Raw genomic sequence first — 13,012 nt, 5'->3', positions numbered from 1 at the left:
CGGACCGCCCGACCCGTCACGATCCGCCGTTGAGCTCCGCCATCAGGAACTCCACCAGCGGCTGGACGTGGCGGTCCGGTCGCCGCCACTCGGCCGACAGGTCCTCCGGCAGGTGCTGTTCGGCCAGCAGCTGCCCGTGGCGGTATCGCCGGAGCACCGGATGCAGGGCGGCGGTCACCCGGCCCGGGGCCGGGGGCCGGTCGACGGCGGGGGCGTCGCCGTGGTCGTCGCGGCCCCAGCGCAGGGTGAGGGTGTAGCAGTGGGCGGCGTCGGCGAACCGGGCGAGCGCGTAGTCCTCGGGGAGGTCCTCGTAGTGCCGGAAGTCACCGGTGGCCCCGTCGCGGACGAGGACGTCGCCGAGGTACTCGAACTGGGTCCACAGCGCCGAACTCCCGTTCACCCGGTCGAGCATCAGCTTCGCCAGCGACGCCGGCTCGCCCGGCGTCGTCGCGACGGGCATCGGCACGTCGTCGTAGCGTTCCCGCAGGATCCGGGTGAGGGTGCGCAGGTTGTAGCGGAACCCGTCGATGAAGGGCGACGAGGCGTGCCGTAGGTCCCGCGCCTGGGCGACGGTGCCGGCGAAGTACAGGTCGTCGACGTTGCTCGACTGCCAGTCGGGGCGCAGCGCGGGGATCCGGCCGTCGTCCACCAGCTCGGGTCGGCACCCGGCGTCGAACACGGTGGTGTCCATCCGGAAGCCGGTGCAGCGCAGCACCACGTGGTAGTCCAGTTCGGCGCTCCCACCCCCGGCGTGGGTGACCCGGACCCGGAAACCTCCGTCGACCGGCCGGATCCGGTCGACGGTGCCGTCGAGCACGGTGTGCGGGGTGCCGGACCGGTGGCTGTCGAGGATCGCCCCGTGCCGGCCCCGGACGTCACCGGGGTGCCCGGTCTGCCAGGCCAGCCGTACCGGCCGCCGGCTGGCCAGGTGCACCGTGGCCGCGCTGCCCAGGAGGGCCGAGGCGGTCTCGAACGCCGCGTTGCCCTTACCGAGGATCAGCACCCGCCGGCCGGCGTACCGGTCGGGGTCGACCTCCATCTCCTCGTACCCGGTGGCGTGCTCGATGCCCGGGATGTCCGGCACGAACGGTCGGCCCCATCCGGTGGCCACCACGAGGCAGCGCGCCCGGACGCCGCCCCGGTCGGTGCGGACGCTGAACCCGTCGTCCTCCCGGGTGATCCGTTCGACGGTGGTGCCGTAGCGGACCCGCAGCTGGTGGACCCGCTGGAACTCGGCGAGGTAGCACACCAGGTCGTCGGCGGACGGCTGGTAGTCCCGGCTGAAGTTCGCGAACAGCAGGTCCGGGGAGTCGTTGAGCAGCGAGTTGCCGTCCCACCGCAGCCGGGTCTCCGGATCGGCGCTGGCGGTGTGCACCGTGTTGGTCGAGTTCAGGCGGCGGTGGCGCGGGAACCGCCGGAAGAAGCCCCCCGGCTCGGCCCCACGTTCGAACGTCACGTAGTCGGCGCCCTGCTGCTGGAGGTGGTAGCTCAGCTGCAGGCCGGCGGGCCCGGCTCCGACGATGACGTACGTGTGCGCGGTGTCGACCATCAGGCGAACCCTTCGACGCGGGGACGGTTCCCCCGACGATGAAGTCGATCACGATAGGTGTCAATGGTCGACGGTCGACAAGGGAGCCGCCGGGCAGGCCGCGGGGCGGGTGGCTACGACGAGATGGTGAACGCCGCCACCACGCCGTTGTGGTCGGAGTTGGTGCCGCTGACGATGCTGTAGTCGGTCATCCACATCTCGCGGTGCTCCTCGACGCGCTTCCAGAAGTAGATGTAGTCGATGTGCCGGTTGCCGTGCGTCCCGTTCCCCTTCTCGCCGTAGAGGTTGTAACAGGACCGCAGGTTCGGCAGCTGGTTGGCCTCGAAGACCTTCCAGGGGAACTTCTGGTACCCGTACGCCCGGTCGGCGCTGAAGTCGACGTTCAGGTCGCCGCTGACGATGACCTGGCCGGAGTCCTTCTTGGCCGCCGCCAGGTTCTTCAGGGCCTGGAACTGCTCCTCGGCGCAGGCGGTGCGGGGCAGGTCCTCGGGCCGCCCGTTGTTCTCGATGCTCGCGTTGGCGTGCGCGTTGAGGTGGTAGACGCTGCGCCCGGTCGCCTTGTGCCGGTAGCGGACCCAGTTGTTGTAGCGGGCCGGCGGCACCTCGCCCGGCCCGTTGGTGTCGCAGACGAAGTTCGACCCCTTGTCCAGCACGTCGAACATGCTCTTCTTGGCCAGCAGCGCCTCGTTCGCCGCCTGCGTCGGCTCGGGCGCGTACAGCCACCAGCCGTTCTCCGCCGCCCAGTCCTTCAGGTACGCCTTGCGGTTGCCGACCTCGTTGAGCCCGACCAGGTCCGCCTTCGCGGTGATCAGCTCCAGGTCGTGGACGAAGTCGGCCTGGTTCAGCTCGTTGAGGATGTTCAGGGTCGCCGCCTGGAAGGTGGAGTTCGCGGCGGCGGGAGTGGCCGGCACCAGGCTCACCAGCAGCACCGCCGCGCCGACGAGGGCACCCACCCTGCGCGCCGACCAGAGTTTTCCGCGTGACATGGCAGCCCTCTCCCGATCACCGACGACGGCGCGGCACGACCCGGCCGTGAAGAATTTTATCTTGCTCAAGGGAGGCACGGTAGCTTACTTTCAACCCCTGAACAACGGCACCACATTGTCGGGAACCAATTGCTGATCATGTTCGGCGACGTCGGCGGGCACGGTCGGCGGCGACCTCGCCGGCCTGCCCGTCCGCCTGTCACGCCAGGGAGGCCCCATGCATCCACGAAGGACCTGGCTGCCGGCGTTGACCGCCGTCGTGGTGGCGCTCGTCGCCGGCACCGCCGCCGCGCCCGCCGCCGCGGCCACCCCGCAACCGGTGTACGCCCCCTCGGGCGGGATCGCCGATCCCGGCGTGGTGCGGCACAACAACACCTTCGTCGTGTTCGCCACCGGCACCCGCGCCCCGGCCCACCGGGGTGAGACCGCCTCCGGTCCGTGGACCGCCCTCGACACGACCCTCGGTTCCGTCCCGGACTGGGCCGAGAACGGCGCGGTGTGGGCACCCGACGCGGTCCGTACCGCCACCGGCTGGGTGCTCTACTACTCGTTGCCCGCCAAGGGCAAGAACGGGCAGCGGTGCATCGGGGCCGCCACCTCCGACACCGTCGACGGGCCGTACGCGCCGGTGGGCGCCGCGCCGCTGATCTGCCCGGGTGGCGCGCACGGCGCGGACGACGTGGTGGCGGGGCGGCCGGTCGCCGCCGCCGGCGTGATCGACCCGTCCCCGTTCGAGGACGCCGACGGCAAGCGGTTCGTGCTCTACAAGACGCAGCAGACCCCGTCGTCGATCCGGATGCTGCGGCTCGACGACACGGGCACCCGCTGGGTCGGCAACGCCAGCGGCGAACTGGTCCGCAACAGCGGCATCATCGAGAACCCGGTGCTGCGCCAGCGGGGTTCCACGTACGTGCTGTTCGCCTCCCGGTACGGCTACGACAACTGCAGCTACGCCACCGTCTACCTCACCTCCACCGACCGGTGGAACTTCCAGGGCAAGACCGAGCACCCGCTGCTCACCACCGCCGGCACCGGGATCTGCGGCCCGGGCGGCGCGGATCTCGTCCCGGCCCTGGTCGACGACGAGCAGCGGCTCTTCCTGCACGGATGGGTCTGCGCCGGCACCACCCCCTGCCGGCAGCGGGCCGACGGTTCACTGCCGGCCGACGCCCGCCGGGCGCTCTACGCGGCGATCTTCCGCTGGGACGGCGCGACGCCCCGCGTCGGCGCACTCCTCTGACCTGCCCGGGTCGCGGGCGTCCCCGCCCCGCCGGTGCGCAGGGTCGCGCTGCCGGCGGGGATGCACGGTGCCCACCGGTCGTCATGGTCGGGTCAGTCGTCGCGCCGGCGGTCGGCCCGGGCCACCACCACGGCGGTGGTGAGGCTGAGTGCCGCCGCGCCCAGTTGCAGCAGGCCGTCGAGCAGGTCGACGAGATCGGCGAGAGAGGTGGAATCCACTGTGGCCTCCGGGGGTCGGTGTCCCCCGCCGTCCGCGCGGTGCGGAGGCGGCCCCCCGGGCCCGGGGATGAACTCCACGGGCGCCACCGCAATTATGGCACGGTACGCCGAACGCCGGCACACTCCGACCGCTCCGGCTCGTCACCCGTGGACCGGGCCGGGCCGGGTTCGACCAGCCGGGCCGGTCAGAGCTGGCCGGGGTAGAAGCCGTACCGGGCCAGGGGTTCCACGATGCTCTGCTCCTCGTAGGCCAGGTGGGACAGCAGGGTGTCGGTGAGCACGTCCACCGCCTGCTGGAGGCCGGCCAGCCGCGCCGGGTCGCCGATCAGCGCGACCAGCGCCCGGTCGACGCCCTCGACGACCTCGTGGATGACGACGTGTTCCTGCTCCAGCCGGTCGATCACCGGGACCAGCCCCGGATCGGCCCGCCGCAGGTGCGGGAAGATCGCGTCGTCCTCCAGCCCGTGGTGCTGGGTGACCAGCGTGCAGTAGGCGGCGCAGTACGCCCCCAGCGTCCAGTTGTTCTGCCGCAGGGTCATCCGGTTGAGCACGCCCCGGGCCTCCCCGGCGGACACCACCCCCCGGCGGACCTGGTCGAGCAGGTCGCGGATCTCGCCGAGTTCCCGACGCAGGTGGTCGTGCACGTCGACCAGGTGACCGCCGGCGGCCCGGGCCTGCGGGGAGTAGACGTGCCCGGCCGGGGCGGGCGGGGCGACCGGCCGGGTCGACTCGTCCCAGAGCCGGTGGTCGCTGTGCCGTACCTGCGGGGCGGGGGTGGGGGTGACCGCCAGTCCGGTCGCGCCCCCGGCCCGGACGACCTCCCGTGCCTGCCCACCCGCCGGCCCGGCGGAGCGCACCACCGGCGAACCCGCGCCCGACCCGGCCCGGACGCCCCCGTCCGGGTCGACCCGGGCGGTCGACCCGGACCCCGCCGGACCGGGACCGGCCGTCGCGCTCCGCTCGGCGGCGACCAGCTCGCGGACGGCGGGGGCGACCTCCTGGGCGAACACCTGGAGGCTGGCCGGGTCGTCGGCGCCGAGGATGAACCCGGAGGTGCCGTGGGCCAGCACCAGGTCGGTCAGCTCCCGCACCCACTGCTGCGGCGGCCCGTCGAGGAAACCCGCGCCGGTACGGGTGAACCGGCCGGAGACGTTCAGCAACCGCCGCACCTCGGCGGGATCCCGTCCGGCCGCCGCCGCGCCCTCGTCGACCAGCGCGGTGGGGCCGGCCAGCCCCGCCGGCCCCTGCGGCAGGTACGACAGGGACGGCAACCAGCCGTCCGCCGTCCGCCCGACCAGCCGCAACAACCTCGGCTTGTACGCGCCGACCCAGATCCCCACCGGGTGCGCCGGGGCGGGACCGCGCTTCGCGCCGACCACCCGGTAGTGCCCGCCGTCGACCCGCACCCCGCCCCGCCGGTCGGCGGCCCACACCTCCCGGACGATCCGGATCGCCTCGTCGAGGGCGTCCACCGACTGGCCGGGGGTGAGCCGTCGGCCCCCGTTGGCCTCGATGGCGTCCCAGAACGCGCCCGCACCGAGGCCGAGTTCGACCCGGCCGCCGCTGAGCAGGTCCAGGCTGGCGACGCTGCGGGCCAGCACCACCGGCTGCCGCAGCGGCAGGTTGAGCACGTTGCCGGCCAGCCGGATCCGGCTGGTCGCCGCCGCCAGGTAGGACATCAGCGTCCAGGTGTCGAGGAAACCCGGCTGGTAGGGGTGGTCCTGGAAGGTGACCAGATCCAGACCCACCTGCTCGCAGAACCTGGCCCGGGCGACGACCTGCTCCGGCTGCCGGGCGTCGGGGGTGAGGAAGGCGCCGAACAGCAACTCGTGTCCGTAGTCGGTCATGACGCTGCCGTCACCTGTCCCCTCGTCGCGTCCCGGGTCGCCCGGCGGCGCGTCCCGGGTCGGGGCGCGGCCACGGCCAGGTGGCCGGGGCGACCATGCCAACGTAACGCCGACCCGCGGCGCCGCACCGGGCAACCGCGTTGCACCGCAGCGACCACGACTGGCGAATGTTGCGGCTGCTTGCGAGGCTAGATGCCGTGTATGACTACGACCTGTTGGTGCTGGGCTCCGGGCCCAGCGGTCAGAAGGCGGCCATCGCCGCCGCGAAGCTCGGTAGGCGGGTCGGCATCGTGGACCGCCGCGACATGATCGGTGGGGTGTGCATCAACACCGGCACCGTCCCCTCCAAGACGCTCCGCGAGGCCGTGCTCTACCTGACCGGCCTCAGTCAGCGGGACCTGTACGGCAGCAGCTACCGGGTCAAGGAGGAGATCACGGTCGGCGACCTGGCCGCCCGGACGCAACACGTGATCAACCGGCAGACCGACGTCATCCGCAACCAGCTGGCCCGTAACCGGGTCGCGCTGATCACCGGCACCGGCCGGTTCGCCGACCCGCACTCGATCTGGGTGGACGGCGGCTCCGGGCACGAGTCGAAGATCACTTTCGACAAGGTCGTCATCGCGGCGGGCACCCGGCCGGCCCGACCGGACAGCGTCGACTTCGACGACCGCACGATCGTCGACTCCGACGGGGTGATCAATCTCCAGGCGGTGCCGCGCAGCATGGTGGTGGTCGGCGCGGGCGTGATCGGCATGGAGTACGCCTCCATGTTCGCCGCGCTCGGCACCAAGGTGACAGTGGTGGAACGCCGTGACGCGATGCTCGACTTCTGCGACGAGGAGATCGTCGAGTCACTCAAGTACCACCTGCGTGACCTGTCGGTGACGTTCCGCTTCGGCGAGGAGGTCGCCGCGGTGGAGAAGCACCAGACGGCGGCGCTGTGCATCCTCAAGAGCGGCAAGAAGATCGTCGCCGACACGGTCATGTACTCCGCCGGCCGGCAGGGACAGACCGACAACCTCGCCCTCGACGCGGCCGGGCTGGAGGCCGACAAGCGCGGCCGGATCGCGGTGGACGAGCACTACCGCACCAGCGTGGAGCACATCTACGCGGTGGGTGACGTGATCGGCTTCCCGGCGCTGGCGTCCACCTCGATGGAGCAGGGCCGGATGGCGGCGCTGCACGCGTGCGGGGAGCCGGTACGCGAACTCCAGGAGCTGCAGCCGATCGGCATCTACACGATCCCGGAGATCAGCTTCGTCGGGAAGACCGAGGAGGAGCTGACCAACAGCGCGACGCCGTTCGAGGTCGGCATCGCCCGCTACCGCGAACTGGCCCGGGGGCAGATCGTCGGCGATTCGTACGGCATGTTGAAGCTGCTCGTCTCCCCGCAGGACGGTCGGCTGCTCGGGGTACACGTGTTCGGCACCGGCGCGACCGAGATCGTCCACATCGGGCAGACGGTGATGGGCTGCGGTGGGACGGTCGACTACCTGATCGACACGGTGTTCAACTACCCGACGCTGTCCGAGGCGTACAAGGTCGCCGCCCTGGACGCGGCCAACAAGATCCGCAACATCACCCGGATCGACGGCTGACCGCTCCCCCGGCCCGGGGCTGCGCGCCGCGACCGGTACGCGGCCCCGGGCCGGGGCGCGAGGTGACCCACCGGGGCACCGGCCACTACGCTCGACGGGCCGTCAGCCACCGATCGACAGGGTCCGTCTCGTGATGCCGAAGAGTCCGACCGTGGACGGGCAGCCGTCGGGGGACAGCCGCCGCCGGAGCCTGGGGGCGCTGCTGCGGCGGGTGCACCTCGGCGGGCCGGTGTCCCGCGCCGGGCTGGCCGAGTGGCTGGGCGTCAACCGCAGCACCGTCCTGGCGCTCACCTCGGAGCTGGTCGCGGCCGGGCTGGTGCGCGAGGGCTTCCCCGAGCTGACCGGCCGGGCCGGGCGACCGTCCCTGGTGGTCCGGCCGGCGTCCGACCGGGTGTACGTGCTCGCCTTCGACATCGCGGTGGACCGGTTGGTGGCCGCCCGGGTGGGGTTGGGCGGGGAGATCCAGGACCGCCGGGAGGCGCACCGGGCCCGGGCGGGGGTCGACCTGGAGACCGTGGTGGGGGTGCTGGCCGACCTGGGGCGTCAGCTGCACCGGTCGGCGGCCGAGGGGGCGGTCTGTGTGGGGGTCGGCGCGTCGTACTGCGGGATGATCCGGCCCGGCGACGGGATGGTGCGGTTCGGCCCGGACCTGGGCTGGGTGGACCAGGCGTTCGGCGCGGAACTGGAGCGGCGGCTCGATCTCGGCCTGCCGGTGCTGGTCGGCAACGAGGCGCACCTGGGCGCGCTGGCCGAGCACCAGCGCGGCGTGGGCGTCGGGGTGCGGAACCTGGTCTACCTGCACGGCGACGTCGGGGTCGGTGGCGGGATCATCGTGGGCGGCGAACTGCTCGGCGGTGACGGCGGGTACGGCTCCGAGGTGGGCCACATGCTGGTCAACCCGTACGACGGCAGGCCCTGCGGGTGCGGCTCACGCGGCTGCCTGGAGGCGGAGGTCGGCGAGCGGGCGCTGCTCGACGCCGCCGGTCGGCCCGCCGACCTGATCGGCCGGGACGCGGTCCGCGAGGTGGTCGAGGCGGCCGGTCGCGGCGAGCCGGCGGCCCGCGACGCGCTGCGGACCGTCGGCGACTGGCTGGGCATCGGGGTGGCGAACGTGATCAACCTGTTCAACCCCGGCATGGTGGTCTTCGGCGGCGTGCTGCGCGAGGTGTACCGGGGCGCGGCCCCCCACGTCCAGCGGAGGATCGCCGCCAACGTCCTGCCGGTCTCCCGGACCCGGGCCCAACTACGGGTCTGCGCCCTCGGCGACGACGCCACCCTGGTCGGCGCGGCGGAACTCGGCTTCGCCCGGCTGCTCGCCGACCCGCTGGGCGTCCGGGCCGGCTGAGGGAGCGGACACCGGCCCGTCCGGGTGTGCCCGGTGCCGGCGGGAGTGCCGGCACCGGGCTGCGTTCCGGCGGGCGGGGCGGTGGCCCGGCCGGTGGTCAGGAGCCGTCGCGCAGGTCGGCCAGCCGGTCGCGGGTGAACCGGATGTCGTCGAAGGTGACCCGGCAGCCGTCCCCGGTCGGCGACTGCGCCTCGAGGCCGATCGTGGCCGCGGTGGCCGCGCCGTCCACGGTGAAGTACCGGACCATCCGCCAGGTCCGCCCGTCGACCGAGGCGTGGTAGGCGAAGGCGTGGTCGACCCGGGACACCCGCAGCCAGACCGTCCGGGTGTCGACACCGAAGGCGTTGGCGTCGTCGGCGACCCCCCGGGCGACCACTGAGACGATCATGGGTTCGCCGTCGGGGGAGAACTCGAAGCAGAGCTTTCCCCAGTGCCGCTCGTCGACCCAGAGCAGCAGCACCCCCGCGTCGTAGGTGGCGGTGAAGTCGACGGTGACCCGCGCGCTGAACTGGAAGTCGCCGTCCGGGGGGAGGCCGAGCAGGGTCGGCGCGTCGAGGGTCGCCCCGACGTCGGGCGGGGTGCCCGGGCCCGGATCGATGAAGATGTCGCTGCGCGGGGTCGCCATGGCGGTCACCGTGCCGCTGGCCTCGGCGACCGTCCACGCCGTCTCGGGGGACGGCGACACGGCGAACGGAAGGCCCGGCACGTTCCAGGTGGTGGTCATGGGGTCCATTGTCTGCCGGCGCTCCCCGCCCGCGTCGCCCCGGTTACGCTCAGGACGCCTAGGGTGAGGGCATGGCTGAGCGAGGTCTGACCCTGATGGCGGTACACGCGCACCCCGACGACGAGGCGACGAGCACCGGTGGCGTGCTGGCCAGGTATGCGGCGGAGGGCATCACCACAGTGCTCGTGACCTGCACCGACGGCCGGTGCGGCGACGGACCCGGCGGGGTGAAGCCGGGCGAGGCGGGGCACGATCCGGCCGCCGTGGTGGCCATGCGGCAGCGCGAGCTGGAGGCCAGCTGCGCGGCGTTGAAGATCACCCACCTGGAGACCCTCGGTTACGCCGACTCCGGGATGATGGGCTGGCCGACCAACGAGCTGCCCGGCGCGTTCTGGACCACGCCGGTGGCGGAGGCGGCGGACCGGCTGGCGGAGCTGATCCGCCGTTACCGGCCGGACGTGGTGGTCACCTATGACGAGAACGGCTTCTACGGCCACCCGGACCACATCCAGGCCCACCGGATCACCATGGCCGCGGTGGCGACGACCGACGTCCCGGCGAAGGTGTACTGGACGACCGTCCCGCGGAAGGCGTTCGCTGAGTTCGGCCGGGTGATGAAGGAGCTCGGCATCGACTGGGCCGAGCCGGACGCGGCGGACGAGCCGGGACCGCAGCTCGGTCTGCCCGACGAGGAGATCACCACCTGGGTGGACACCAGCAGCCACGGCGCGCAGAAGTTCGACGCGCTGGCCGCCCATGCCAGCCAGACCGAGAACATCTTCTTCCTGCGGATGGGCCAGGAGCGGTTCGTCGAGCTGATGGGGCTGGAGACCTTCGTGCGGGTCCGCGACACCACCGGGGCGGCGCTGCCCGAGGACGACCTGTTCGCCGGCCTGCGCTGACGGCCCGGACCGTTGCCGGGGTGTTCCATCCTTAACCGGAACGGAACACCCCGGGCACAACTCTTAGGTCATAGCATCACCGGGATGGACGACTCGGTATGAATATCCATCGACAACCGTCTTCCCAGGCTCTCCCCGGCCGACGATGATCGCCCTATCGAAGGATGCGAAAGCATCTCGGATTGGGGAGGTCAGTTTGAGATCAGCCCTAGCGCTGGCCGGCGTCACCGTGCTGGTCGGCAGCGGGCTCGTGGTCAGCACCACGAGCGCGTCCGCCGCCCCGCCCACCAACCCCGCACCGGCGTTGGTCGCCGCCGCCGACGCCGCCCTGAAGGAGCACACCCGGGCCGTCAGGGCCTCGGCGAAGGACCGCTACGCCGTGCACAGCAGCAGGCGGGACGCCCAGGGCCGCGGCGCGGTCCGCTACACCCGCACGTACGACGGGCTCCGCGTCTACGGCGGGGACTTCGTCATCCGCACCGAGGCCGACGGCGACTACGCCGGCAGCTCGGTCGGCCTGGCCGCTCCGCTGACCCTCGCCACCACTGCCAAGGTCAGCGCCGCCGAGGCCCGTAAGGCGGCGACCGCCGCGTTCTCCGGCCGGGTCACCGGCACCGGCGCGGCGGAGCTGTTCGTCGACGCCAGCAGCGGCACCGGGCGGCTCGCCTGGGAGACCGTGGTCACCGGGTGGGCACCGGACGGGCAGACCCCCTCCCGGCTGCACGTGATCAGCGACGCCCTGACCGGCGCGCGGATCGGCGCGTACGACGAGATCGAGTCCGTCGTCGGCACCGGCAACAGCATCTACGCCGGCCCGGTCTCGATCGACACCACCCAGTCCGGGGCGACCTACAGCCTGATCGACCCGACCCGGGGCAACGGCCGCACCTGCGACATGAACAACGGCACCTCGACCTGCACCACCTTCACCGACGCCGACAACGTGTGGGGCACCGGTGCGGCGTCGAACCGGCAGTCCGCCGCGGTCGACGCGCACTTCGGCGCGGCCACCACCTTCGACTACTTCACCGAGGTGCACGGCCGCAACGGCATCTTCGGCAACGGGACCGGCGTGCCGAGCCGGGTGCACTACGGCAACGCCTACGTCAACGCCTTCTGGGACGGCGCGCAGATGACCTACGGCGACGGCGCGGGCAACGCCAAGCCGCTGGTCGCCCTCGACGTGGCCGGGCACGAGATGTCCCATGGCGTCACCGAGAACGTGGTCCCCGGCGGCCTGACCTACTCCGGCGAGTCCGGCGGCCTGAACGAGGCCACCAGCGACATCTTCGGCAACATGGTGGAGTTCTACGCGGACACCCCGGTCGACCCCGGCGACTACGAGGTCGGCGAGAAGATCGACATCCGGGGCACCGGCGCGCCGCTGCGGTACATGTACAACCCGACGCTGGACGGCTCGTCGCACGGCTGCTGGTCGACCAGCACCAACAGCCTCGACGTGCACTACTCGTCGGGCGTGGCCAACCACTTCTTCTTCAACCTGGCCGAGGGCTCCGGCGTGACCCCGTACGGCACCTCGCCGCTGTGCGGGTCGGCCCCGCCGGTGACCGGGATCGGCCGGGAGAAGGCGGAGAAGATCTGGTTCCGGGCGCTGGACGCGTACTTCGTCTCGAACACCCGTTACGTGAACACCGCCCAGCCGACCAACACCGCGCGGCTGCACACCCTGTCGGCCGCCACCGACCTGTACGGCCTGTGCAGCACGGAGTACAAGGCCGTGATGGCCGCCTGGACCGCGGTGAACGTGACCGGCACCGAGTCGTGCGCCGCCAACGACTTCTCCGTCGCGGTCGCCCCGGCGACGCTGACCCTCGACCCGGGCACCTCGGGCACCGCCACGGTCTCCACCACGGTGATCCGGGGCACCGCCGAGACGGTGACCTTCTCGACCGGCCCGCTGCCGACCGGGGTGAGCGTGTCGTTCAGCCCGTCCTCGGTCACCGCCGGCGGGTCGACCACCATCACGGTCACCGCCGCCGCGACCGCCGGCAGTGGCACGGTGCCGATCACCGTGGTGGGCACCGCCCCCTCGGTGGCCCGGACCGCCACGCTGAACGTGACGGTGAACGGGCTGCCGGGCTGCTCCGGCAGCAACGGCACCGACGTGCCGATCGCCGACAACTCGACGGTGGAGAGCACCATCGTGATCAGCGGTTGCGCGGCGACCCCGTCGACCGCGAGCAAGGTCGAGGTGCACATCGTGCACACCTACATCGGTGACCTGGTGGTCAGCCTGATCGCCCCGGACGGCAGCGTGTACACGCTGCAGAACCGCTCCGGGGGCAGCGCCGACAACATCGACCAGACGTACACCGTGAACCTCTCCTCGGAGACGGCGAACGGGAGCTGGCGGCTGCGGGTCCAGGACGCGGCGAGCCTGGACACCGGTTACCTCAACAGTTGGAGCCTGAACCTCTGACAGCGGCTCTGCGGGCGGGTCATCCGGGGCGTCCCCGGGTGGCCCGCTTTCGCGTCGGGTCCACGCTCCCGGGCACCACGGCCCGCTATAGTCATGCACAAACATCGATTGATGCCGCCGGGTCGACCGTACCGGCGCAGCGCCCCCACCACCCCACCAC

10 protein-coding genes are annotated in these 13,012 nt (G+C 72.3%); 5 read left to right on the top strand and 5 right to left on the bottom strand.

The genetic code is table 11. The features are described from left to right. Positions 1 to 16 precede the first annotated feature (16 nt). A complete protein-coding gene (locus GA0070623_RS02245) occupies positions 17 to 1,549 on the bottom strand; it encodes an NAD(P)-binding domain-containing protein (protein ID WP_067305701.1) in 1,533 nt (510 codons plus the stop codon). Between the two features lie 113 nt (positions 1,550 to 1,662). Beyond that, complete coding sequence (locus GA0070623_RS02240; protein ID WP_157517497.1) at positions 1,663 to 2,535, bottom strand: endonuclease/exonuclease/phosphatase family protein; 873 nt, start codon at positions 2,533 to 2,535, stop codon at positions 1,663 to 1,665. Positions 2,536 to 2,752: 217 nt separating this feature from the next. Between GA0070623_RS02240 and GA0070623_RS02235 the strand changes: the two genes are divergently transcribed. Beyond that, on the top strand, positions 2,753 to 3,775 hold the full coding sequence (locus tag GA0070623_RS02235; protein ID WP_084261195.1) for a glycoside hydrolase family 43 protein: 1,023 nt from the start codon (positions 2,753 to 2,755) through the stop codon (positions 3,773 to 3,775). A gap of 92 nt (positions 3,776 to 3,867) precedes the next feature. On the opposite strand, the gene GA0070623_RS31320 is transcribed toward GA0070623_RS02235, so the two are convergent. Then, the gene (locus tag GA0070623_RS31320) at positions 3,868 to 3,993 is read right to left on the bottom strand and encodes a hypothetical protein (RefSeq protein WP_269458971.1); all 126 of its coding nucleotides are present in this window, start codon (positions 3,991 to 3,993) and stop codon (positions 3,868 to 3,870) included. A 185-nt stretch (positions 3,994 to 4,178) separates the two neighbouring features. Next, the gene (locus GA0070623_RS02230; protein ID WP_089003872.1) at positions 4,179 to 5,840 is read right to left on the bottom strand and encodes an LLM class flavin-dependent oxidoreductase; all 1,662 of its coding nucleotides are present in this window, start codon (positions 5,838 to 5,840) and stop codon (positions 4,179 to 4,181) included. A 197-nt stretch (positions 5,841 to 6,037) separates the two neighbouring features. Here GA0070623_RS02230 and sthA point away from each other — a divergent pair, with 197 nt between their 5' ends. Continuing rightward, positions 6,038 to 7,441: a Si-specific NAD(P)(+) transhydrogenase gene (gene sthA, locus GA0070623_RS02225; protein ID WP_067314531.1), complete on the top strand. Its 1,404-nt coding sequence runs from the start codon at positions 6,038 to 6,040 to the stop codon at positions 7,439 to 7,441. A gap of 133 nt (positions 7,442 to 7,574) precedes the next feature. Then, positions 7,575 to 8,786, top strand: coding sequence for an ROK family protein (locus GA0070623_RS02220; RefSeq protein WP_067314529.1), 1,212 nt, complete (start codon positions 7,575 to 7,577; stop codon positions 8,784 to 8,786). Positions 8,787 to 8,883: 97 nt separating this feature from the next. Here GA0070623_RS02220 and GA0070623_RS02215 read toward each other — a convergent pair whose 3' ends face one another. Next, positions 8,884 to 9,510: a DUF1349 domain-containing protein gene (locus tag GA0070623_RS02215; RefSeq protein WP_067314527.1), complete on the bottom strand. Its 627-nt coding sequence runs from the start codon at positions 9,508 to 9,510 to the stop codon at positions 8,884 to 8,886. Positions 9,511 to 9,581: 71 nt separating this feature from the next. Between GA0070623_RS02215 and GA0070623_RS02210 the strand changes: the two genes are divergently transcribed. Together GA0070623_RS02210 and GA0070623_RS02205 are read left to right on the top strand one after the other, a co-directional pair. After that, positions 9,582 to 10,412: a PIG-L family deacetylase gene (locus GA0070623_RS02210; RefSeq protein ID WP_067314525.1), complete on the top strand. Its 831-nt coding sequence runs from the start codon at positions 9,582 to 9,584 to the stop codon at positions 10,410 to 10,412. A gap of 196 nt (positions 10,413 to 10,608) precedes the next feature. After that, the gene (locus GA0070623_RS02205; protein ID WP_067314523.1) at positions 10,609 to 12,852 is read left to right on the top strand and encodes a M4 family metallopeptidase; all 2,244 of its coding nucleotides are present in this window, start codon (positions 10,609 to 10,611) and stop codon (positions 12,850 to 12,852) included. Positions 12,853 to 13,012: the final 160 nt, after the last annotated feature.

The sequence above is a fragment of the Micromonospora rifamycinica genome (assembly GCF_900090265.1).
In the GTDB taxonomy this organism is placed as follows: domain Bacteria; phylum Actinomycetota; class Actinomycetes; order Mycobacteriales; family Micromonosporaceae; genus Micromonospora; species Micromonospora rifamycinica.
Note: the sequence above shows the minus strand (reverse complement) of the source record. Positions and strands in the feature narration are given on the sequence as shown.